This window comes from Micromonospora trifolii, assembly GCF_022229005.1.
In the GTDB taxonomy this organism is placed as follows: domain Bacteria; phylum Actinomycetota; class Actinomycetes; order Mycobacteriales; family Micromonosporaceae; genus Micromonospora; species Micromonospora trifolii.
In genome coordinates, this window is record NZ_JAKKFD010000009.1 from 36,891 (window position 1) to 58,794 (window position 21,904).

The window sequence follows — 21,904 nt, forward strand, 5'->3', positions numbered from 1 at the left end:
GTCCAACACGAAAGGTAAGGATCATGAGTAGACGCACCACCGGTCTGGCCATCGAGGCCGAGGGGCTCACCCGCTCATTCGGTGACACCCGGGCGCTGGCCGGCATCGACCTCCAGGTGCCCGCCGGCACCGTCTACGGTCTGCTCGGCCCCAACGGCGCGGGCAAGACCACAGCGGTCCGGGTGCTCGCCACGTTGCTGCGACCCGACGGCGGCTCGGCCCGGGTCTTCGGCCACGACGTGGTCACCGAGGCCGACAAGGTCCGCTCCCGGGTCAGCCTCACCGGCCAGTACGCCTCGGTCGACGAGGACCTGACCGGTACGGAGAACCTGGTGCTCCTGGCCCGCCTGCTGGGCCTGCGCAAGCCGGCCGCCCGGGAGCGCGCAGCGGCCCTGCTCGCCGCGTTCGGGCTGACCGAGGCGAGTGACCGCCAGGTCAAGAAGTACTCGGGCGGGATGCGGCGACGCATCGACATCGCCGCCAGCATCCTGAACACCCCGGATCTGCTCTTCCTCGACGAGCCGACGACCGGCCTCGACCCGCGCAGCCGCAACCAGGTGTGGGAGATCGTCCGGGCGGTGGTGTCGCACGGCACGACGGTGCTGCTGACCACCCAGTACCTCGACGAGGCCGACCAGCTGGCCGGGCGGATCGCTGTCGTCGACCACGGGCGGGTGATCGCGGAGGGCACCCCTGGTGAGTTGAAGTCGTCGATCGGCTCCGGCACCGTCCACCTGCGACTTCGGGACCCCGCTCAGCGCCCCGAGGCGGAGCGGGTGCTCCGGGAGGCGCTCGACGTGCCGGTGCAGCTCGCCGCCGACCCGGTGGCGTTGACCGCCCGCGTCGGTGAGGCCGGCACCGACCTCGACGCCAGCGCCCAGGCCGCTCGCGTGCTCAGCGACCTGGCCCGCGCCGGCATCGTCGTCGACAACTTCTCCCTCGGTCAGCCGAGCCTGGACGAGGTCTTCCTGGCCCTGACCGACCACCCCGCCGTGCCGGCCGATGCCCACGACGACGAGCTGGAGGCAGCCCGATGAGCGACACCACGACCACCACCACCGAACGGGCGCCGACCGTCTACGTTCCGTCCGCCGAGGCGCTGGCGACAGTGCTCGCGCCCGGTTCCCGACCGCCCCGGCCGAGCGCGCTGGCCGCGTCGCTCACCTTCGGCTGGCGGGCCATGCTGAAGATCAAGCACGTGCCGGAGCAGCTCTTCGACGTGACCGCGTTCCCGATCATCATGGTGCTGATGTTCACGTACCTGTTCGGTGGCGCCCTCGCCGGCAGCCCGCGCGACTACCTGCAGTTCTTCCTGCCCGGCATCATGGTGACAAGCGTCGTCATGATCACGATGTACACCGGCGTCGGCCTCAACACCGACATCGAGAAGGGCATCTTCGACCGGTTCCGGACGCTGCCCGTCTGGCGTCCGGCCGCCCTGGTCGGCATGATCTTCGGCGACGTGCTGCGCTACATCCTCGCCGCCGTGGTGATCCTGGGTCTCGGGCTGGTGCTCGGGTTCCGCCCCGAAGGCGGGGTGGTCGGGGTTGCCGTCGGGATCGGGCTGCTGGTCGTCTTCTCGTTCGCGTTCTCCTGGGTGTGGACGTTCTTCGGGCTGATCCTGCGCAGCGAGAAGTCGGTGATGGGGGTCAGCATGATGGTGCTGTTCCCGCTGACGTTCCTGAGCAACGTCTTCGTCGAGCCGAGCACCATGCCCGGCTGGCTCCAGGCGTTCGTGAAGGTCAACCCGGTGACGCAGCTGGTGGCCGCGATCCGCGGAGCGATGAGCGGTGACTCGGACCCGTCGGCCACGATGTGGCTGCTGCTGTGGAGCGCCGGCTTCGTCCTGGTCTTCGGCACCCTGACCATGTACAAGTACAACCGCCGCTGACCCTGCCTCGGCCCCCCGCTCCCGCGATCTTGCACTTACTGTCCCGACAAGGGTGGCGAATCCACCTCAATCGGCGACCGAAAGTGCAAGATCGCGGTGGGCTGAGGGCGGAGGGCTGGGGGTGGGGTTAGAGCTGCCAGGGCAGGGGGTTGGGGGGTAGGTAGCGGCAGGTGGTGCCGGTGGAGACGGCGTCTCGCAGGTGGCTCGCCAGTGCCGGGTGTCGGTCGTCGAGCTTGCGCAGCGTGTCGCGGATTCGCGCGGTCACCGTCTTGCGGGCCCGCTCGGCCTCGTCGCCCAGGCGGCGGCTTCGGCCGGCGAGGCCCGCCGCGGCACGCAGCTCGTCGAGCAACGCACCCCGTTCAGCGTCCAGCTTGGACACCTTCCGGTCGTCGTCGCGGGCGGCGGCCCGGTCGATCTCCTCGTCGAGGCGGGCCAGGTGCCGCCGGTAGCGGGCCTTCGCCTCGTCGTCGAGGACCGGGTCGGCGCCCATCCGGCGGGCGGCTACCAGCTCCGGCCCGGCCGCCGGGTCGAGCAACTCGACCGCCGGCACGTCGCTGCCCGGGCGGCTGAGCAGCAGGTGCAGGTCGTGCAACCCCTTGGCGTCGGGCAGGTGCACCACGACACCGTCGTACGCGAGCTGCCAGACCGGCCCGTCGCGCCGAAACTCGTACCCCTCGATCGCGGTCGCGACCGGCGCGGCCTGGCCGGGCGCGACGGCCAGACCCGACCCGACGGCCTGGCCCGATCTGATGGTCTGGACCGACGCGGCGGCCTGGCCGGGCGCCACAACCTGGCCCCACCCAGCAGGCTGAACCGACCCGACGGCCTGGTCCGGGAGGTCGGCGTCGAGCGCTGTCGGGGCGGCGAGCCGGTGGAGCACCTGCGTCATGCCGAGGGCTGTCGCCTCCCGAACGGCGGCGGCGCGCAGCGCTGTCGACGTCGCGGTGTCGCCCGGCTGACCTCGGCCGGCGAGGGCGTTCGCGAGGCCGGTGCGGGCGAGCAGCGACCAGGGCCGGGAGCCCAGCCGGTCGGCGGAGTCCCGAGCGGCGGTGAAGCCGGCGATGGCGTCGTCCCAGCGGTCCTGGGCGGCGTCGATCAGCGCCAGCCAGTGGTCGACGGGGCCACTGATATCGCAGCCGAAGAGCCCTACCGTCCACTCTCCACGGTGCGGGGCGAGCGCGGCCCGCGCGGCGTCGCAGCGCTTCGGGTTGCCGGACGCCGCGGCGGCCTGCGCGCGTAGCCGTAGCCAGAGCGGTGACACCGGGCGCGGGTACCGGATGGCGGCGGCTTCGATGCTGGCGGTCAGCCGGACCGCCGTCTCGCCGTCGCCCCGCTCGGCCGCGGTGATCGCCCGCAGCAGCTCCCGGTAGGGGTAGTCGATCGGGGCCAGCCCGTCCACCAGCGCGGCGGCCTCGGCGACCCGGCCCTGGAGCAGCAGTCGGGACCAGCGCAGGTGGTGGCCCATGAACCCGAACTCGGTGTGGCCCGGCTCGGTCTGGTCGGTGAGGATGGCGAACCGCTCGTCAGCAGTGGCGAAGTCACCCTGGAACGCCGCGATGATCCCGCTGTCGACGGCCGCGGCCATCCGGTGCCGGGCGAAGTCGCCCTGCCGTTCGGCGTCGACGAAGGTGGTGAGCTCCTCGGCGAAGCGAGGGTCGCCCAGCTCCAGCAGCGCCACCCAGCGCAGCGAGGTGGCCCACAGCTCGGTTTCCCGGTCGCCCGTCCGACGGGCCACGTCCCGGATCTCGGCGGTGAGCGCGGCTCGGGTCGCTGCGGTGCCGAGCCCCCAGGTCGTGTCGTGGCGGGCCCAGAGGCTGAAGGTGAGCGCCTCGTCGTCCTGCCCTCGACGGGCGATCGTCTCGCTCGCGGTGATCAGGTCCGCGACCAGGGCACCGACCGTCGCTGTCGCGTCCGGTTCGCCGATCAACCGGCGGTACGCCTCGCGCACCAACTCCGCCGCCTCGATCGACTGGGCGGTATCGACCTGGCGGGAGCGGTTCACAGTGAGCGCGACCCGGGCCAGCAGCACCGAGTCGTCTAGTGAGCGGGCCAGCGTGGCGGCCTCGGCCAGGAGTCGCGTGACCTCTTCCCGGCGGGCGTGGTGATAGTGCGACTCGGCGAACTCGACGAGGATCCGCACCCGCTGTGCCGGGTCTTCGACGACCTCGAGGGCTCGGCGGAAGTGCACCGCCGCCTCGTCGCCGGCCAGCCGGGCGAAGGCGTCCCGCCCGGCGGCGACCAGCAGCGTGGCCACCCGGGCCCGGTCGAGCGCGGGGCCGGCCAGGTAGGCGTGGCGGGCGAGGTCGGCGGGGATCAGCCGGTCGGTGAGCTCCCGCAGGTCGTCGACCGCCCGGACGACAGCGCCGTGGCGGGCGCGCCGGTCGTCGTCGGTCAGCCCGTCGTAGAGGGTTTCGCGGACCAGGTCGTGGGCGAAGGCGAAGCGGCCACCGCCCCGGGCGACCACCAGCCGGGCGGTCACCGCCCGGTCGAGCAACCGGTCCACCTGCGCCGCCGGTGCGGCCGCGCAGGCCGCGAGGACCTGACGGTGGAACTCGCGACCCAGTACGGCGGCGACTGTCAACGCCTCCACCACGGCGGCGGGCAGCTGGGCGAGGCGGCGGCGCACCGCCTCCCGTACGCCAGGTGCGATCGCGCCGACCGCGTCGTCGGCGTGCCACAGCCGTGCGGTCTGCTCGACGAAGAACGGGTTGCCGCCGGTGCGCCGGTGCACCTCGTCGACCAGGCTGGCGTCGGGCTCCCGGCCGGCGGTCCGGGTCATCAGTGCGGCCACCTCGTCGCGGGTGAAACCGGTGAGGGTGATCGTGGTGGCCTTCGCGACCAGCGGCATCAGCAGCGGGCGCAGGGGATGCTCACCCGACTCGACCTCGGCGTCGCGGTAGGTGCCGATCAGCAGGAGCCGCTCGAACCAGGTGTGCTGGGCGGCGAAACTCAGCAACCGCAGCGAGGCCGGGTCGGCCCAGTGCAGGTCGTCGAGGACGACCACGACCGGCCGGTGCTGGGAGACGGCGACCAGCGCGGCGGTCACCGCGTCGTACAGCGCGAACGCCTCCTGCTCGGCGGTGTCCGGGCCGCTGTCGACGCCGGCCCAACTGACCAGGCGACCGGCCTGTTCGCCGCCGGCGCCGGACTGGCCGAGCAGGGCCGCGAGGGCAGGCTCGGCGGACTGCCGCGCCACCGCCCAGTCGTCGGCGGAGCGCCGCAGGGCACGCAGCACCTGCACCCACGGCCAGTAACCGGGGGCGCTGTCGGAATCCCAGCAGGCGGCGCCGAGCACCAGCGCGCCTCGCTGCCGGGCCTCCCGGGCCGCCGACGTGACGAGGGTCGTCTTGCCGATGCCCGGCTCGCCGGTGACCAGGGCGAGACCGCCGTGGCTGGTGGTGGCGCGATCCAGCTCGGCGCGCAGCAGACCCGCGGGGTGATCCCGCCCGATGATGGCGTCGGCGAGCGCGTCCATGGTTTCCAGACGGTACTGGACCCGTCCGACAGCGCGGGCGAGTTGGTCGGCGGAACGCCTCGCGGGGCCTCGCCGGCCCAGGTTGGTTCGGAGCCTTTGGAGCTGATGTCGTAAACGAGTCGACCCCATCACTCCCCATACTTCCCCACTCGGGTAGCATAGGGAGCGATGACGGAAGAAATGCACTCAGTTGAGCAGGTGGCCGACCGGCTCGGGCTACACGTACGCACGGTTCGCGGCTACATCCGCTCCGGCCGGCTGCGCGCGGTGCGGATCGGCAAGCAGTACCGGATCGCCGCGAGTGATCTCGACGCGCTCACCGGGCAGGCCCCGGCCGCGCCCAGCGTCGCCAGGCAGGCGGAGGTGTCGAGCATCGTGCAGATCGACGGCGTCGACCGGGCCGCCGCCGACCGGGTCGGCACGCTCGTGCTCACCAGCGCCAACACCGGCCACGACCAGGCCAACCCGTTGCGGGTGCAGACCGTGTACGACGAGCAACGCCACCGCATGAAGATCATCATCCTGGGTGACCCGGCCGCGACCGCCGAGTTGCTGCACCTGCTCGACGCTGTGCTGAACGCCGACAACGGCCTGCTCGACCGGGAGGTCCACGATGTCTGACGAGATTCAGGAACGCGCCGGGGTGCCGGTGCTGGTCTGCGACCCGGCGGGGCCGCCGGTGGCCACCGAGCAGGACGCGCTGGACCTGATCGGCGCGGCGTTCCTCGGCGCCCAGGTGGTCGCCGTGCCGGCCAACCGACTCGACGAACGCTTCTTCTCGTTGGGCACCCGCTTCGCCGGCGACGTGATGCAGAAGTTCGTCAACTACCGGGTGCGGCTGGCCGTCGTCGGCGACATCTCGGCGCAGCTCGCGGAGAGTTCCGCGTTGCGCGCCCTGGTGCACGAGTCGAACCAGGGCGGGCAGATCTGGTTCGTCCCCGACCTCGACGCGCTCGACACCCGCCTACGCGACGCCCGATAGCCACCTCACCGGTCGGGCACGACCGCCATCTGCACCGCGTCCGGCTCCACGCCCCTGACCCGAGCCTGCTCGGTTGCCCACCGCAGGTAGGCCAGCCACTCCTCGGACGACCAGCCGTTGCGCCGGCCGACACCCGCCTCGGCGGGGAGCAGGCCGGCCACGACACGGTCGAGGATCAGGGGCTGCACGCCGCCCACCCCGCGCCGGTAACCGATGAAGTAGAGGACCTTCGTGAACAGGCCCGGCCCCAACCAGGGCAGGCGAGCGTGATCCGGGTCGCGGAAGCGGCGGTACGCCGTGCGCAGCGCCTCCTCGTCGGGCGCTGGCACGGACACCTCTTCCAGCGCGTACGCCAGGCGTTTGCCGAACGGATCGGCGTCGAGCGACCTGGCGGCACGCCACGGGCCGTACCCGATGGGGCCGTAAGCCCAGACCAGCACGGCCACCAGCAGTTGCCGTGGGCTCGCGGACCCCGCCCGGTACGCCTCGGCCACCGCGAAGACGTCGCGCCTCCAGATCTCGCCGGTTGCCGCAAGGCTCTCGGGCCACGCGTCCGGCGGCAGCCCCGCCCGCCAGCGGTCGACCTTCACTGTGACCGGGGCCCGCTCGCCCGGTAACGCCACACCTTCGGTCGTCTGCATGTCGCCTCCCACAGATCGCGCGCTCACCGAAATCAGTGGTTCGGACGCTATGGTCGGGCGCTTCCCCCTGCCGCCCTGCGACAGCAAATCGCGGTATCGACAGCAGCGGCGCCTGCCTTCCGGGCGGCCGGCACCCGGCGGGGTCGTGAACGTCGCACTGTTCACCTACGGTGCTCCAGTGCTTCCCCGAAACGTGAAGATCCTCGATCAGGTCCGCGCCGAGGCGCTGCGCCGCGACATCCCCGCCGCCGATGTGGAGCGCTGGCTGGGGCTCGCCCGTCCGTCCGCCCTCCTGACGCAGGGGGGTGACGGGCCGGTAGTGGGCGCCATCCGTGGGCCCTTGATGCTTCCGGCCGACGCCGAAGAGCCCGAGTACCCCTTGATCGCCACCATCGACTGCGCTGCCCTTCCGGCAGACGTGACCGACCTACCACTACCGTCCGACGGCCATCTGCTGCTGTTCGGCTGGCCCGAAGAAAGCGGCTGGGGCGAGGTCAGGTACGTGCCGGCGGGCGTGGCGGTCGAGGAGCGCGAGCAGTACCCGCCTGATTTTCCTCCGGACGACGAGGAGTTCGCCGAGGTCTACGCGGAGATCCCGCAGGGCGATCTGCACCTCACTGTCGACATCTCTCTGCCCTACGTCAAGACGATCCCGGGGCCCCCGTGGTCTCCGCCGCTGCCGGGAGATCCCCCGTTCGAAGAGATGACCGAGGTGTGGAAGAAAGTCCTGGACGACGTGCCGGACGGCGCGTTCTCCTACGCAGACGGGACGACGCCGCTGCTGTTGGGCGGCTACGGCACTGACTGCAACGGTTTCAACCCCGCGTGGTTGGGCGCCAACCCCTCGGGCCGGTCCGGCCACGATGGATCGGTGCGCGGTGGCGGGCCACCCGACCATGGTGACTGGGTTGTGCTGGCCGAGTTTCACGGCGGCAGGCAGGGCGGCGCGAGCATCCACTGGGTGATCCAGCGCGCCGACCTGAAGGAGTGCCGCTTCGACCAGGCCGAAGTCCTCGTCTACTGGAATCCGTGAGGCGGACGAGCCCGCGGCCGGTCCCGCCGTCCTACGCGACCGAGTGGGTCACCACCGCCGCGTAGGTGCCGGCGACCCGCTCCACCGGCAGGACCACCCGCAGCGACGGATTCCACGACACCACGTTCGGGCCGGTGCCGGACCAGCCCGCGGCGACCTGCGACGCGGACAGCCCGATCCCCGGTTGCGGGATGAAGACGCCGTTGCCGCTGCTGGCGGTGGCCGGCCCGGACGAGTAACTGACCAGGCCCCGACCGATGATCGCGGTGTCGGCGCCGGTGGTGAAGTCGGTGACGGTCACCGTCGCCTGCCACGACCCGGCTGTCGGTCCGCGGTCGTCGGTCACCGTGACGGTGCCGAGCTGGCCGGAGAAGTCTCCCTCTCCCGCGGAGATCGTCCCCAGCGCGGACTCTTCGGGCACGCTGATGCTGAGCCCGACGAGGGCCTCGATCTGCACGGCGACGGCCTGGGTGGCGGAAAGCCCACTGGCGTCGGTGACGCCCACTGTGAACGGGTAGCTGCCCGGGGTGGTCGGGGTGCCGGCCAGCAGCCCGGTGGTCGGGCCGAGGGTCAGCCCCGGCGGGAGCGTCCCGGCGCTCACCGTCCAGGCGTAGGGCGCGGTGCCGCCGGTCACTACCAACTGCACGCTGTACGCGATGGTCTCCTGCCCGTTCGGCGGGGCCGGGAACGACAGGCTCGGTGGGGCGTTCACCCGGACCGGCGCGGAGGCCGCCGACGCCGGCCCGGTTCCGACGACGTTCGTCGCCGCCACGGTGAAGGTGTAGGTGGTGCCGGGGGTGAGCCCGGTCAGCGTTCGGGTGGTGGCGGTGCCGTCGACGGTGCGCGCGCTCTGCGCCTGGCCATTTATGTACGGCGTGATCGTGTAAGACACGATCGGGCTGCCGAGGTAGTCGGGCGCGGTCCAGCTCAGTGTGGCCGAGCCCGATCCGGCGTTGGCCGCCGTGATGCTGATCGCGGGCGGCAGCAGGCGGATGCCCTGGTCGACGTCGTTCAGGTTGGCCCCGGTGCCGAGGGCCAGCGGTGCCGTACTGCCGGTGCTCGGGTCGCCGTCGGAGTCGACGGCGCTGTTGGTGCCCTGTGACCGCTGCGAGAAGCGTTGGTCGGCCCGCAGCGCGGCCGGGGAGAAGGTCACCGTGTAGCTGCCGGCCCGCAGCCCGGTGAAGGCGTACGTGCCGTCGGTCGCTGTCGTCGTCGAGCGGCTCACCGACGCGCCCTGGTCATTGGTGCCCGACAGGGTGACCGGGAAGCCCGACACGGCCGGTTCACCAGGCTGGCGGATCCCGTCGGCGCTCACGTCGTTCCAGGTCCGACCGCTGATGCCGGACGAGACCACCGTGACCTGGGTGACCTCGGTGGTCGGCAACGCCACCGGCGTGGTCGTGCCACTGGGGGTGTAACTGCCGGTGCTGGTGTTCACGTACCGGTCGCCGCTCGCGTTGCCGCTCGGGGTGAGGGTGATCCGCACCGAGTCGACTGCCGCGTTCGCCAGGTTGCTGACAACGACGCGCAACGCCGTGGTGTCCGGCCCGCAGGTCGGGGTGTAGTCGCCGGGGTTGGGGGTGATGGTGCCGTGCGCCCGGTTGGTGCACTGGACCTGCACCCCGGCCGGCGCGGCGCTGCCCGTGTAGGCGAGGGTCCCGGTGAACGCGGACCGGCCGTCCCCGTTGTACGGCAGCTCGGTCAACAGGACCAGCGAGGGCACTGTCAATCCGCTGATGTTGCGGTACGCCAGCGTGAAGTTGATGGGGTCGCCGGCGGTGACCTGCGGGGTGGAGGTCGACTCCGACAGGGCGAACTGCGTCTGGTTGCGTACCGCGATGGTGTTGCTGGTGGTGCGGCGGGCGACGTCGATGGCGACGGCCGCGTCCGAGCTGATCACCGCGAGGTTGGTAGCTGCGGTGTTGTCCGAGGCGATGCGCAGCGCCACGGCCTGGAACGTGATCGCCGGGATCGTGACGCCGGGGGTGATCGCCCCGAGTTTCAGCAGGAGCCTCGGCCCGGTTTCGCCGCTGTCGCCGGTGCACGGGATGCCGTCCGCGCCGTGCTGCGCGGCGGTCAGCTCCACTGCCAGCGTGGCACCGCCGGAGACGTAGCGGGCGCTGCCGGCGACGTAGCTCATGCAGGCGGGAAGGGTGTCGGTGATGGTCACCCCGCCGACCGGCGAGGTGGCCGACGTCGCCCGGGTGACGGTGGGCGTCAATGTGTAGGTGACTGTGCTGCCGGCGGCCACGAACTGTTGGCCGACCGGCAGTCCGTTCGACTGGGTCACCCGCAGCACGCCGTCGGTCAGGGTCAGCCGGTTTCCTGTGTACGAGGGGTTGTTGGTCACCCGGTTGTAGTAGGAGGGTCCCCAGGTTTCGGCCCCGCCGAGTCGTCCGCTGTCGAAGTTGGCGATGATCGTGCCGGTCGGGTTGGGCTGGGCCTGGAACTGCGGGTGGAAGTAGCTCACCTCGCCGTTGCCGATGGTCCAGGTGACTGTGAAGCGGACGGCGTTGACCACTGCGGCGCCGCCGGCGGCGTCGATCGAGCCGAACCAGCTACCGGTGGCGCAGGAGGTGGTCCGCCGGGCGTTGTCGTCGGGCAGGTTCAACACGCCGTACTCGACGAGGTATTCGCTGGGGGCGATGACTGTGTTGTTGCGGTACACCCGCCCGGCCCCGACGATCCGGGTTTCGGTCGGGTTCCACTTGTCGCAGATCGCGGCACCGACCAGGGCCGGTCCGCTGGTGGAGTAGAGCTGGAGCCGGTCGTAGTAGGTCTGCCCGGGTGAGGCGATCCCGTCGCCCGCGGTCCCGTTTGTGGCGTTGCCGGCGGGGAGACCAGCGGGGGTGTCGGTGGTCCAGAAGTACCCGTTGTATCCGGCTGATCGGGGTCCGAAGGTCGTCGAGAAGCAGTTGTCGTTCGCCCGGGTGGCGTTCGCCGCGACGTAGGTGCAGGTGGCGGCGGCGGGTTCACCGCCCGGTTCGTATCCGCTACCGAAGTTGGACTGCCCGGTGACGCTGGTCGGGTCGAAGCCCCGGTACTGGATGGTGGACTGGATCGTCGAGGTGCTGTCGCCGCTGGGTACGAAGACGGTGAAGGTGCCGGAGGCCAGGTAGCTGAGCGTGCTGGGCAGGGTGTTGCCCTGGGCGCCGAAGGTGGGGCTGGTCCGCCCCGCGAGGTCGGCGCCGGTGATCGTGATCGACACGGTGCGCCCGGTCTGGGTGCACCCGACGGTGCCGGAGTTGACCACCGAGTTGGATGCGGTGGCGTTGGCGACGATCCCGATCCGGCCGTACGGCACGCCGTATCCGCCGTTGCTGACCGGGGCGCAGGAGCCGGCGACGAGGACGGCGTTGGCGGAGATCGTGCTCAGGTCGGCGGTGAACGTCAGGGGCGCGGTCACCAACTCGATGCCCTTGGCGGTGGTCGGCACTGTCACCACGAAGCTGAACGCGTACCCGCTGCCGCTGGCCCCGCCGACTGACGCGGGCGTCGGGGTGCCGAAGAGGTTGGCCTGCAGGTTGAGCTGGGGCAATGCCGCCACTGTGGTGCTCTGGGTGCCACCGTTGAGGGCGCCGGCGTTGGCGGTGAGCGACGCCCCGATGGTCGTTGCGTTCGGCACGCTGCCGCCGATGGTGACGCTGATGGGTACGGTGCCCGCGCCCGTCGCGTCCACGGCTACGGCGCAGGTCAGCGTCTGCCCGTCGGTGCTGATGTTGCCGCCGCCCGGGCCGGTGCACTGGGCCAGGTTCGACGTGTCGAAGCGGACCAACGATGGGGCGGTCAGCGTCTGCACGAAGGTGACCGACCCCGCGCCGGCACCATCCGATGAGTACCCCCAGCCGTAGGTCAACACGTCCTTCGTGCGTACGCGCCCGTTGTTCGCGCCGCTGTCCAGGCTGTCGAAGGGCGCGACGCCGTCGGAGATGACTGTGAGCGCGATCTGGTTGACGGCGGCCTCGGCCGGCGCGGGCGCGACGACTGTCGTGGCGACCAGGCAGGCGACCAGCACCGAGGCCGCGAAGCCGGACCACCACGACGGGGACCTGCGAATCGGAGACATGAAAGTGAGCAGCCCATTGTTCGAGCGACCATTGTTGGTCTGCGGATTACCGCCCCACTAAACCATCTTGATCCGACATTAGGTTCTATAACGGACAAACGGCATGGCCGTCCCGGACGCTGCCAGGACGACCACACCGGAGGAACGCGGCTACGGCAGGGCGCAGATGGCGTACGCCGTGTCGGACCAGTTCCCGGCGAACGCGTCCTCCTCGTACGCGCCGGACGCCGCCGACGTCGGGGCGGTCGCGGGGCCGCCGTTGGGGCGGAAGTCGTCCACGATGCCCTCGCCGGTCACCCCGTTCAGCTCGTAGCCAGCGCCGGTCAGCACCTTCCCGACCGGGCAGGTCGCTGTGACGCTGCGGAAGTCGAGGGAGTTGCTGGCCCCCACGGCCGAGGTGCGCACCAGGCCCGCGAGGGGGTTGGCGCAGATCGCGTACGCGGTGGCGGACCAGTTCAGGGCTGTGGCATCCGACTCGTAGGCGCCGACGGTGACAGCTGTCGGCGCCGTGGCGACGCCGCCGTTGGGGCGGAAGTCGTCGACGACACCTTCACCAGTGACGCCGTTCAGCTCGTAGCCCGTGCCGGTCAGCACCTTCCCGACCGGGCACGTCGCGGTGACGCTGCGGTAGTCGGTCGAGTTGCTGACGCTGGTCGTGGCCACCCGGACCAGGCCGGCCAGCGGGTTGGCGCAGATCGCGTACGCCGTCACCGACCAGTTCCCCGCGAACGCCTCGGTCTCGTAGGCGCCGACGGTGACAGCCGTCGGCGCCGTGGCGACGCCGCCGTTGGGGCGCAGGTCGTCGACGATGCCCTCGCCGGTGACGCCGTTGAGTTCGTAGCCGGTGCCGGTGAGCACCTTTCCGGCCGGGCAGGTCGCCGTGACGCTGTGGTAGTCGGCCGAGTTGTTGACGCTGGTCGCGGCGACCCGCACCAGACCGGGGACCGCGGCGGACGCCGGGCTCGCCGGGACGAGCACCGCTCCGGTCGCGACAAGACCGAGCACGAGTACTGACACTCGGGCGCCGTACCGCCGGCTTTTGTTCTGAGTACGCATGTGTTTCTCCCGTCTGAGGCCGGACGGGGCGGCAGGTGCGACGCCGACGTCGAGGCCGTTCGTGATGACGGGGTTCACGCTAGGTAGCCACGCGACCAGGCATTATCTCCAAGCCGACTACGTCGCGTAACGGACTGGACCTACGTTCGACGCCTCTGGACTGATGGACGATGCGCAGGCATCGATGCTTGTGCATACCATTTGCCCATGCCCGCTCGCCGCGTCGCCGCCACCATCGCCCTCGCCACGCTGGCGAGCCTGCTCGCCGTCACCGCCGCCCGCGCCGACGGCCCGGCGATCAGCACCCCCGGCGCCCCCACTGTGGTAGCCAACGAACCACACCAGCTCACGCTCAGTTGGGCGCCTTCGGCCTGGGTCGAGCCCGGTGCGGAGCAGCCGATCAACTATGAGGTGCAGGTGCCGCTGGGCCCGAACACGTACCGCTTCCTCGGCTCCACCACCGACACCACGATCACGCTGACCGACCTCGCACCGGGCACGACGTACCGGATCGGTGTTGCCGCCCGCGCGCTCGGCGGCTACTCCGACACCTCGCCCACCACCACCGTGCGCACCGCGGCCGGCCGCGCGACGGTCAGCTACCTCAACCTGGACTGGTCCCCCACCAACAACCAGATCCAGCACCTTCTGAAGGTGACAAACACCGGCACCGGGCCACTCGACCTGAGCACCGTGCGGGTGCGCTACCACCTGCGCTTCGAGGGCGCCAACACCTCGCTGGTGCCGAACTGCGACTGGGCCGCGCTGGGTTGTGACCGGGTCCAGCAGACCGTGCAGTTCTTCGTCCCGCCAGGCGCGCCCTCCGCGATGACGACGCCGGCCCCGCCAGGCCCCCCGCCGGGAACGCCGGTCCCCGGCTGGGTGGAGCTGACCTTCACCGACGGCACGCTCGCGCCCGGCCAGTCGACCGGCCCGATCCAGCTACGCCATCACCGGCACAGCTGGAGCAACATCGACGAACGCGACGACCCCAGCTGGCTCGCCGCCACCGGCCAGTGGACCGCGAACGACCGGATCACGCTGGACGTCGACGAGGTACGCGAGTTCGGCGACACCTACTCCTGACCACTCCCGACCAGGCGGCGGGCGACCGGCGTGCTCCAGGTCCGGCCGGCCTTGTCCCGACGAACGTGATGCCTCTGGGTCATCGTGATGACTCACAGGCATCACGCTTAAAGGGGAACCACTCCCGACCGTCTGCCGCAGACAGAGCCATCAGCGGGTGAAGCCTTCGGGCAGGTGGATGCGGGCGGCGGGGACGCCCCGGGCACGCAGTCGTGGCCGCGCGCCGGCCAGCATCGCGGGTGGGCCGCAGAGGTAGATGTCCTGGCCGGGCTGGTGGTGTTCGAGGGCGATGGTCAGGGCGTCGCCTTGCTCGGCCGGCTCCGCGCACTGGTCGTCGGAGAGGGCCGGCACGATGGTCAGCCAGTCGTGGGCGCACTGCAGCTTGTCGAGGGCGATCGCGTCGTACAGGTCGGTGAAGGTGCGCGCGCCGACGATCAGCGTCACCCGCCGACCGTCCGGTGCGGCGGCAACCTGTTCGACCAGGGCGCGCAGCGGCGCCAGTCCGGTGCCACCGGCGACAAGGAGCAGATCGCTCGTGCTCGACGGTTCGAGGCTCAGACCGGTGTCGACGGGTGGGCCGAGCCAGAGCAGCTCGCCGGGGCGTACGTCATGGACCAGGCGGTGGGAGACGGTGCCGGCGGGTACGGCGCGGACGTGCAGCTCGACGGTGCCGTCCGCGCGTGGGGCGTTGGCCGGCGAGAGCCAGCGCCAGTGCCCGGGCAGGCGCGGCGTGCAGACCGGCACTGCCTGACCTGGTTGGAAGGGCAGTCGCCGCCAGGGACGTACCGTCAGGATGGCGATGTCGGGCGACGGCCGGTCATGGCCGATCACCTCGACGTGCCACCAGGCCCGGCCGTCGCCGGCCTGCGCGGCGGCGCGACGGAGGGCGCGCTTGGCGGGGCACAGGGCGCGGTCGGCGGCGATGGTGAGCTGCGGCGTCCACAGGGGGCGCGCGTGGCGGGCAACGGTCGCGAGCAGCGCGTCGCCGATGGTGGTGGCGTGCGGGAGCAGGTCGAAGTGACGGTACGCGTGGCCGAGCACCCGGAGCAGCGCCGCCCGGTTCGCCGGGTCGTCGCCGCCGACCAGGAGGCGGCCCAGCGCGGCGAAGAACAGCGGCGCGTCACGCTGTGGGAGCAACCCAGGGCGGCGGTCTTCGAGGGTGCACCAGAAGTCGCCGGCGGCCCGCGCGTCGACCGACTCCCAGGCGGCGGCCAGGCCCACGCGGGCCGGATGGTCATCGTCGATCACGGTGGGCATGCCGGCTCCAAGTCGCTGATGGGCTGGCACCGGGGCGGGCGGGGAGGAGCTGCGCCGTTGAGGGCCGGCGCAACTCCGGGACAAGGCACCCGCCCCGGGCCATGCGTCGACTGTCGCGGCTGACCAGGGACAACGGCATGTCACGGTGATCGTTGACGGCATACACGATCGGTATGCGCTCGACGTCGCGACTGTCGAATCGGGCAGACTGCGGGCATGACGGAACGCCCGGTCCTGTATCTGGTCGTCTGCGCCGCGGGTCCGGCGGAACACATCGACGAGTTGGTCGATCTGCTGCTCGCCGACGGGTGGCGGGTGTGCATGATCGTCAGCCCGACCGCCGCGACGTGGCTCGACCGGGCCGCGTTGCAAGACAAGACCGGCTATCTCGTACGCGTGGAGTGGCGGATGCCCGGCGACCCGGAGCCGCACCCGCCGGCTGATGTGGTGCTGGCCGCGCCGGTCACGTTCAACACGGTGACGAAATGGGCGCTGGGCATCAACGACACGCTGGCGCTCGGCGTCCTCAACGAGTCGCTGGGAGCGGGATTGCCGATCATTGCGTTTCCGCACACCAAGGCGGAGTTGGCCGCTCATCCGGCGTACGCGGGTCACCTGGAGGTGCTGCGCGCTGCCGGCGTTGTCGTGGCGGACGGGAAACCGCTGGAGTCGGTGAACGGTCCGGAGCGTTGGGGCGTGGTCGTCGAGGCGCTGCGGGCGGCGCGCGCGTCCTGAGTGGTTGTGGTCCGTTCGCTAGTTCGGCGGTCCTTTGACGATATGCGTCGCGCGTATACCAGCGCTCCACGCAGCGTGTTCAATGGATACGCTCGATGAGGCGAGACGGACGGAGCCGCCGATGACCCACGCGAACTGCCCTCGGTGCGGCGGACGGCTGGCCCGGGACAACGACAGCGGACGGTGTACGCCGTGCCAGTCCGCCGAGCGGGACCGGCTGAGCGCACCGCCGAAGGTTCCGGCGAGCTTCTGGGAACACGAGCCGGTGCGACAGGCCCTCGCCGAGCGGCATCTGGGGCGGGTGATCCGGGCGTATCGGTGCCATCCGTATCACGGGCGGATCGCGCTGCCGCAGACCGTGGTGGCGGGATGGCTTGGGATCACACAGGCGCAGTTGAGTCGCGTGGAGAACGGCCCACCGCTGGTGCACTTGGATCGTTTGGCCCATTGGGCAAAGCTTCTCGGGATACCAGCATCTTGTCTCTGGTTCACCCTCCCTGGACAGCCGCAGCGACCGGCCGAGACAGCCGGGAGCCCTCGCGCCTCAACCGAGGCACAGGGTGCCGGGCCGGACGAGGGCCGGCGGGCCTTGTTGGCCGCGATCGCCGCTGTCGCTGGCGGCGCGGGTCTGCTCGGCGGCAACGAGCTTGTCCAGCCTCGGCGAATCGGCACATCGGATATCGCTCGGCTGAACGCTGTGTTGGAGCTGTACCGGTCGGTGGACAGGGAATCTGGCGGTGGCCTGTTGTATCGGGAGGTGGCCCGGTTCGCCGAGTCGGTCTACCGGATGCTTGATTGGTCGCACCCGGCTGGGCTTACATCGCCCCTCATTGCGGCGGTGGCGACAGCTCGACAATTGGCCGGCTGGACCGCGCTCGACGCGGGAAGGCATGACGACGCGCAGCGGCACTTCGTCGCCGGCGAGCGTGCCGCCTTGACTGCTGATAACGCACCGTTGGTCGCGATGATTCGGTACGCGCAGGCCAAGCAGCTCCAACACCTACGGCACAACCGGGATGCACTCGCGACACTGCAACTCACGTACGCGCAGCTCGGGTCACACGCGACCCCGGCAGCCAAAGCCCTGCTGTGGGGCGCGGAGGCCGCCTCGGCTGCGGCACTCGGGGACCACCAGACCGCCGTGACAACCCTCGGGAAGGCGAGCGACCAGTTCGAGCGCGTCGACAAGGACCGCGAGCCTGACTGGATGGGCTTCTACGACCGCGGCGAGTTGTTCGCTCAGTACGGGCGCGTGTACCGGGACATGGCACGACGAGACCGAAAGCACGCGTCCGAGGCGGTGCGCTGGTGCAGAGATTCCATCGCCGCGTTCGGCGCGGAGAACGTGCGCAGCACCGTGCTCAACGAGGTCGGGCTGTGCAGCGCGTTGTTCCTTGCAGGCGAGCCCGAGCACGCGTTAGCGATCGGTAATCGGGTGCTGGAGAAGTCGCAGGTGATGAGTTCTAAGCGGGTCGTCGATCGAGTAATCAATCTGCGCCGTGATTTCGCTCGGCATCGGAAACTTCCGGAGGTGGCCGCGTTCGACCGTGTCCTCGCCACTCGGGCAATGGCGTACATGTGAGCGGGCGGTTCTCGCAGGCCGCGATGACAGCGGCCATGCGGGACGTCGCCGCCATCCTTGGTGTCTCTCCCGAGACAGCCCTCTTGCTGCAGTTGACCAACAATGCGGTTTTCGCGCTGCCTCGATCTGGAATCGTTATCCGGATCGCGAGAACCCATCAGCTCCTGGACCGGGTGACCAAGGTAGTTCAGCTTGGGCGTTGGTTTGCTCGGATCGACGCACCGACAATCCGGCTCGCACCCGATGTCGAGCAGCCGGTGCGAGTCGGCGACCTCGTCGCCTCAGTCTGGTCCTACGTCCGACCGTCACCGGTTGCTCCAACGGTGGAGGACCTCGGCCTTGTGCTGCGCGAGTTCCATGCTCTCGACGTGGCCCCCATTGCACTCCCGGCCTGGGATCCGGTCGGCGACGCCCGACGTCGCCTGGCCGACGCAGAAGGTCTCGATACGAATGACCGCGACTTCCTGGTGAAATGGTGCGATCGCTTGGAACCGCAGCTCGTTGCGCTCAGCCACCGGGAGGAGCCCAAGCTCGTCCACGGGGATGCCCATGTCGGCAACCTGCTGCGAGAGGCATCGGGCCGGGCGGTGATGTGCGACTTCGATGCCACGTGCATCGGGCCATGGCAGGTCGACCTGGCAGCGGTGGCGGTAGGCGAGGCACGGTTCGGAGGCACGGGCCTACATGAAGGGCTGGCTAGGGTCTACGGCTACGACGTGACCTCGGACCAGTCGTGGACAGTCTTGCGAGAAGCTCGCGAATTGAAGATGATCGCCGCCGCCGTGCCGCTCATTAGCAACTCGCCAAGTGTCGCGGGCGAGTTCGCAGACCGCCTCAAATCAGTGCGAGAAGGTGACCCGAAAGCCCGTTGGAAGCCCTTCGCAGGTCTCGCGCCAAGCCGTCATCAACTACGTCTGTCGGCGAGCCGACACACGTGAAGTGACGTGAGCCAGGGTCGGCCTCAAAGCGTCACGACCAACTAGATTGCGTGGATGACGGATCTTGAGCGGGGTGTCTACGAGCACCTGATCACCCGTGAGCTGGCCGATCGCCTTCAACACGTCGACCCCGCCCTGATCCAACATCACAAACTCGACCCCGCCGACGCCCACCAAACCCTCGCCCGCCACATCGCCACCCTGGCCGCCCGAGCCCTCCACTCCGTTCCGAACGGAGACGACAAGCTCCATCACCAGATCGCAATGGCGAACCAGATCGCCGAAGCCATCGCCACCCTGAGCCCCAAGGCAGCGACACAACAGGACCAGGTAACCGACGCCAAACACCTGCTCCACGCCATCGCCGCCCCACCAACCCCACCCGCGGAACCCGCCTTCCCGCAGCGCCCCACAACTCCCCTCTCCACCGGCGCCCTGCTCGTCAATGGCCGTCACCAGCCCCGCATCGGCCACGAGGTCAACCACGAGATGGCGTCGGCCGAAAGCGTCGACCTGCTCTGCGCGTTCATCAAGTGGCACGGCCTGCGCATCGTCGAGCCGGCCATCCGCGAGCTGATCGCCAGAGGCGGCAAGGTCCGCGTCATCACCACCACCTACCTCGGCGCGACCGATCAGCGAGCGCTAGACCGGCTCGCCGAGCTGGGCGCCGAGATCAAGGTGTCGTACGAAACAAGGACGACCCGCCTGCATGCGAAGGCGTGGCTGTTCCGCCGCAACAACGGCACCACTACCGCCTACGTCGGCTCGTCGAATCTGTCGAAGACCGCGCTGGTGGACGGCGTGGAGTGGAACGTCCGCATCTCGAACATGGAACAGCCGCACGTCATCGACACGTTCACCGCGACGTTCGAGGACTACTGGAACGATCCGGCGTTCGAGACGTACGACGCGGCCAGGGACGCCGAACGGCTACGCCACGCGTTGAGTGGGGAGCGCCGCGACGAAGCACCGACCCAGATTTCGAACCTGGACGTGCGCCCGTACCCGTATCAGGCCGAGATCCTGGCGGACCTGGACGCCGAGCGCCTGGTGCACGGGCGCTGGCGCAACCTGGTGGTGATGGCGACCGGCACCGGTAAGACAGTGGTCGCCGCCCTCGACTACCGCCGGCTACACAAGGCGGGACGAGCCGACTCGCTGCTCTTCGTCGCTCATCAGGAGCAGATCCTGCGGCAGAGTCTGTCGACGTTCCGGCAGGTCATGGGGGACGGCAGCTTCGGCGAGACGTTGGTCGCGGGCGAGAAGCCGAACGGTTGGAAGCACGTCTTCGCTTCCATCCAGTCGCTGCACCGCCGCGAGGTCGACCCCGAGGCGTACGACATGGTGATCGTCGACGAGTTCCACCACGCGGAAGCGCCGACGTACACGCGGCTGCTGGAACGGCTGCGTCCCCGCGTACTCCTGGGCCTGACCGCGACCCCCGACCGGGCCGACGGCGGCGACGTGCGCCGGTGGTTCGACGGGCGCGCGGCCGTTGAGCTGCACCTGTGGGAGGCGTTGGAGCGGCAGTTGTTGTCGCCGTTCCAGTATTTCGGGCTGCACGACAACGAGGACCTCTCGCACCTCACCTGGAAGCGCGGCCAGGGCTACGACCCGATGCAGCTGAGCACCGTTTACACCGGCAACGATGCGCGGGCGCGGACTGTGCTACGCGCGGTCCGCGAGAAGGTGGACGTTGGTCGGATGCGCGCGCTCGGGTTCTGCGTGAGCATCGGGCACGCGGAGTTCATGGCCAACTCGTTCAGGAAGCACGGCGTCGAGGCGGCGGCGGTGACCTCGCGCGCCGGCACCGACCGGGCCACGCTGTTGCGGGACTTCAAGGCCGGCAAGCTGCGGGTGCTCTTCACGGTGGACCTGTTCAACGAGGGCGTTGACCTGCCGATGGTCGACACGATCCTGATGCTGCGGCCCACCGAAAGCGCCACGATCTTCCTGCAACAGCTCGGCCGTGGCCTGCGCCTCGACGACGACAAGCCCTGCCTCACGGTGCTCGACTTCATGGGTGGGCAGCACGCCAACTTCCGCTTCGACCTGCGTTGGCGTGCCTTGACCGGGGTCAGCCGGCGGGCGATCACCGAGGCGGTCCGCGACGACTTCCCGAGCCTTCCGAGTGGCTGCCACGTCGAGCTGGACCGGGTGGCGAAGGAAGTCGTGCTCGCCAACCTGCGATCGGCCCTGCCCACCTCGAAGGCCGGCCTCGTGTCTGAGCTGCGGCAGCTCGGCGACGTCACCCTGGTGACGTTCCTCCGCGAGACCGGCCTGGAGATCGAGGACGTGTACCGATCGGCCAGCATTGGCGGCTGGACCGGGCTGCGGCGCCTCGCCGGCATCGAGACGTCCACACCCGGTCCCGATGACCGTGAGTTGGGCCGGGCCATCGGTCGCATGCTGCACACCGACGACATCGACCGGCTAGACCTGCTGACCCGGGTCGCCTCCGGACCGCCCGCGCCAGGTCAGCAGGTGTACGCGGGGAGCGGCCGGCTGCTGGACATGCTGCACTTCAGCCTCTGGGGGCCGAACGCGCCCCTCGCGTCGCGCGACGAACGGCTGGCGCGGCTGTGGAAGGAACCGGCCCGCTGCGCCGAGTTGCGGCAGGTCGCCGAGGTGTTGCGGGACCGCATTCACCGCGTCACGCCGACAGCCACTCCAGGTGCGGTGCCGTTGCGGGTGCACGCCCGGTACAGCCGCAACGAGGCATGCGCCGCCTTCGGGATGACCAACCCCGGGTCGCTGCGCGAAGGGGTGAAGTGGCTGCCCGACGCCCAGGCCGACCTGTTCTTCGTCACCCTGGTCAAGTCCGAGGCGCACTACTCCCCCACCACGATGTACGCCGACCGGGCCATCACCGACACCCTGTTCCAGTGGGAGTCACAGAGCACCACCTCTGCGGCGTCGACGACCGGGCAGCGCTACACGTCGGGCGGCTCGACAGTGCACCTCTTCGTCCGGGAAACCCGCATCGCCGACCGCGACCTGGGCGCACCGCCGTACCTCTACGCCGGGCCGATGACGTACCAGGAGCACACCGGCGACCGACCCATGCGCATCCTCTGGAAGCTGCACCACGCGCTGCCCGCCGACACGTACGCCGCAGCTCGGGCCATCGCCGCCTGATATCGGCCGTCCGTCCGCTCGCCC

Annotated in this window: 15 protein-coding genes; 10 read left to right on the forward strand and 5 right to left on the reverse strand. The window is 70.3% G+C overall.

All coding sequences use genetic code 11. The features are described 5' to 3' along the window. Positions 1 to 23: 23 nt before the first annotated feature. Together NIE79_RS06380 and NIE79_RS06385 are read left to right on the forward strand one after the other, a co-directional pair. Positions 24 to 1,037: an ATP-binding cassette domain-containing protein gene (locus NIE79_RS06380; RefSeq protein ID WP_238677662.1), complete on the forward strand. Its 1,014-nt coding sequence runs from the start codon at positions 24 to 26 to the stop codon at positions 1,035 to 1,037. Continuing rightward, complete coding sequence (locus tag NIE79_RS06385) at positions 1,034 to 1,891, forward strand: ABC transporter permease (RefSeq protein WP_238677663.1); 858 nt, start codon at positions 1,034 to 1,036, stop codon at positions 1,889 to 1,891. The genes NIE79_RS06380 and NIE79_RS06385 overlap by 4 nt, the downstream gene beginning before the upstream one ends. A gap of 127 nt (positions 1,892 to 2,018) precedes the next feature. On the opposite strand, the gene NIE79_RS06390 is transcribed toward NIE79_RS06385, so the two are convergent. Further along, complete coding sequence (locus NIE79_RS06390; protein ID WP_238677664.1) at positions 2,019 to 5,366, reverse strand: ATP-binding protein; 3,348 nt, start codon at positions 5,364 to 5,366, stop codon at positions 2,019 to 2,021. Positions 5,367 to 5,534: 168 nt separating this feature from the next. On the opposite strand from NIE79_RS06390, the gene NIE79_RS06395 reads away from it, so the two are divergent. Together NIE79_RS06395 and NIE79_RS06400 are read left to right on the forward strand one after the other, a co-directional pair. Beyond that, positions 5,535 to 5,987: a helix-turn-helix domain-containing protein gene (locus NIE79_RS06395; RefSeq protein ID WP_238677665.1), complete on the forward strand. Its 453-nt coding sequence runs from the start codon at positions 5,535 to 5,537 to the stop codon at positions 5,985 to 5,987. Further along, entirely contained in the window at positions 5,980 to 6,348 is a 369-nt protein-coding gene (locus NIE79_RS06400) for a DUF4180 domain-containing protein (RefSeq protein ID WP_238677666.1), read from the forward strand. The genes NIE79_RS06395 and NIE79_RS06400 overlap by 8 nt, the downstream gene beginning before the upstream one ends. Before the next feature lie 5 nt (positions 6,349 to 6,353). Here NIE79_RS06400 and NIE79_RS06405 read toward each other — a convergent pair whose 3' ends face one another. After that, positions 6,354 to 6,989, reverse strand: a complete 636-nt coding sequence (locus NIE79_RS06405) for an 8-oxoguanine DNA glycosylase OGG fold protein (protein WP_238677667.1) — start codon at positions 6,987 to 6,989, stop codon at positions 6,354 to 6,356. Between NIE79_RS06405 and NIE79_RS06410 the strand changes: the two genes are divergently transcribed. After that, the gene (locus NIE79_RS06410; RefSeq protein WP_238677668.1) at positions 6,988 to 8,022 is read left to right on the forward strand and encodes a YwqG family protein; all 1,035 of its coding nucleotides are present in this window, start codon (positions 6,988 to 6,990) and stop codon (positions 8,020 to 8,022) included. The two genes, NIE79_RS06405 and NIE79_RS06410, sit on opposite strands and share 2 nt — an antisense overlap. 31 nt (positions 8,023 to 8,053) lie before the next feature. On the opposite strand, the gene NIE79_RS06415 is transcribed toward NIE79_RS06410, so the two are convergent. After that, complete coding sequence (locus NIE79_RS06415) at positions 8,054 to 12,088, reverse strand: SdrD B-like domain-containing protein (protein WP_238677669.1); 4,035 nt, start codon at positions 12,086 to 12,088, stop codon at positions 8,054 to 8,056. A 150-nt stretch (positions 12,089 to 12,238) separates the two neighbouring features. Further along, a complete protein-coding gene (locus NIE79_RS06420; RefSeq protein WP_238677670.1) occupies positions 12,239 to 13,144 on the reverse strand; it encodes a hypothetical protein in 906 nt (301 codons plus the stop codon). A gap of 207 nt (positions 13,145 to 13,351) precedes the next feature. Between NIE79_RS06420 and NIE79_RS06425 the strand changes: the two genes are divergently transcribed. After that, entirely contained in the window at positions 13,352 to 14,230 is an 879-nt protein-coding gene (locus NIE79_RS06425; RefSeq protein ID WP_238677671.1) for a cellulose binding domain-containing protein, read from the forward strand. Positions 14,231 to 14,380: 150 nt separating this feature from the next. Here NIE79_RS06425 and NIE79_RS06430 read toward each other — a convergent pair whose 3' ends face one another. Then, a complete protein-coding gene (locus tag NIE79_RS06430; protein ID WP_238677672.1) occupies positions 14,381 to 15,487 on the reverse strand; it encodes an FAD-binding oxidoreductase in 1,107 nt (368 codons plus the stop codon). Positions 15,488 to 15,703: 216 nt separating this feature from the next. Here NIE79_RS06430 and NIE79_RS06435 point away from each other — a divergent pair, with 216 nt between their 5' ends. The 4 genes from NIE79_RS06435 to NIE79_RS06450 all read left to right on the forward strand — a co-directional run bounded on the left by NIE79_RS06435 (position 15,704) and on the right by NIE79_RS06450 (position 21,880). Further along, positions 15,704 to 16,222: a flavoprotein gene (locus NIE79_RS06435; protein ID WP_238677673.1), complete on the forward strand. Its 519-nt coding sequence runs from the start codon at positions 15,704 to 15,706 to the stop codon at positions 16,220 to 16,222. Positions 16,223 to 16,343: 121 nt separating this feature from the next. Continuing rightward, the gene (locus tag NIE79_RS06440) at positions 16,344 to 17,804 is read left to right on the forward strand and encodes a helix-turn-helix domain-containing protein (protein ID WP_238677674.1); all 1,461 of its coding nucleotides are present in this window, start codon (positions 16,344 to 16,346) and stop codon (positions 17,802 to 17,804) included. A gap of 23 nt (positions 17,805 to 17,827) precedes the next feature. Continuing rightward, entirely contained in the window at positions 17,828 to 18,742 is a 915-nt protein-coding gene (locus NIE79_RS06445; RefSeq protein WP_274523704.1) for a phosphotransferase family protein, read from the forward strand. Between the two features lie 54 nt (positions 18,743 to 18,796). Further along, positions 18,797 to 21,880 carry a DEAD/DEAH box helicase gene (locus NIE79_RS06450; protein WP_238677675.1) on the forward strand — a complete coding sequence of 1,028 codons (3,084 nt, stop codon included), beginning with the start codon at positions 18,797 to 18,799 and terminating at the stop codon, positions 21,878 to 21,880. Positions 21,881 to 21,904 lie beyond the last annotated feature (24 nt).

Coding starts and splice junctions, on each gene's coding strand:
- NIE79_RS06380 (WP_238677662.1), top strand. CDS start 24: ATGAGTAGACGCACCACCGGTCTGGCCATCGAGGCCGAGGGGCTCACC.
- NIE79_RS06385 (WP_238677663.1), top strand. CDS start 1,034: ATGAGCGACACCACGACCACCACCACCGAACGGGCGCCGACCGTCTAC.
- NIE79_RS06390 (WP_238677664.1), bottom strand. CDS start 5,366: ATGGACGCGCTCGCCGACGCCATCATCGGGCGGGATCACCCCGCGGGT.
- NIE79_RS06395 (WP_238677665.1), top strand. CDS start 5,535: ATGACGGAAGAAATGCACTCAGTTGAGCAGGTGGCCGACCGGCTCGGG.
- NIE79_RS06400 (WP_238677666.1), top strand. CDS start 5,980: ATGTCTGACGAGATTCAGGAACGCGCCGGGGTGCCGGTGCTGGTCTGC.
- NIE79_RS06410 (WP_238677668.1), top strand. CDS start 6,988: ATGTCGCCTCCCACAGATCGCGCGCTCACCGAAATCAGTGGTTCGGAC.
- NIE79_RS06405 (WP_238677667.1), bottom strand. CDS start 6,989: ATGCAGACGACCGAAGGTGTGGCGTTACCGGGCGAGCGGGCCCCGGTC.
- NIE79_RS06415 (WP_238677669.1), bottom strand. CDS start 12,088: ATGTCTCCGATTCGCAGGTCCCCGTCGTGGTGGTCCGGCTTCGCGGCC.
- NIE79_RS06420 (WP_238677670.1), bottom strand. CDS start 13,144: ATGCGTACTCAGAACAAAAGCCGGCGGTACGGCGCCCGAGTGTCAGTA.
- NIE79_RS06425 (WP_238677671.1), top strand. CDS start 13,352: ATGCCCGCTCGCCGCGTCGCCGCCACCATCGCCCTCGCCACGCTGGCG.
- NIE79_RS06430 (WP_238677672.1), bottom strand. CDS start 15,487: ATGCCCACCGTGATCGACGATGACCATCCGGCCCGCGTGGGCCTGGCC.
- NIE79_RS06435 (WP_238677673.1), top strand. CDS start 15,704: ATGACGGAACGCCCGGTCCTGTATCTGGTCGTCTGCGCCGCGGGTCCG.
- NIE79_RS06440 (WP_238677674.1), top strand. CDS start 16,344: ATGACCCACGCGAACTGCCCTCGGTGCGGCGGACGGCTGGCCCGGGAC.
- NIE79_RS06445 (WP_274523704.1), top strand. CDS start 17,828: ATGACAGCGGCCATGCGGGACGTCGCCGCCATCCTTGGTGTCTCTCCC.
- NIE79_RS06450 (WP_238677675.1), top strand. CDS start 18,797: ATGACGGATCTTGAGCGGGGTGTCTACGAGCACCTGATCACCCGTGAG.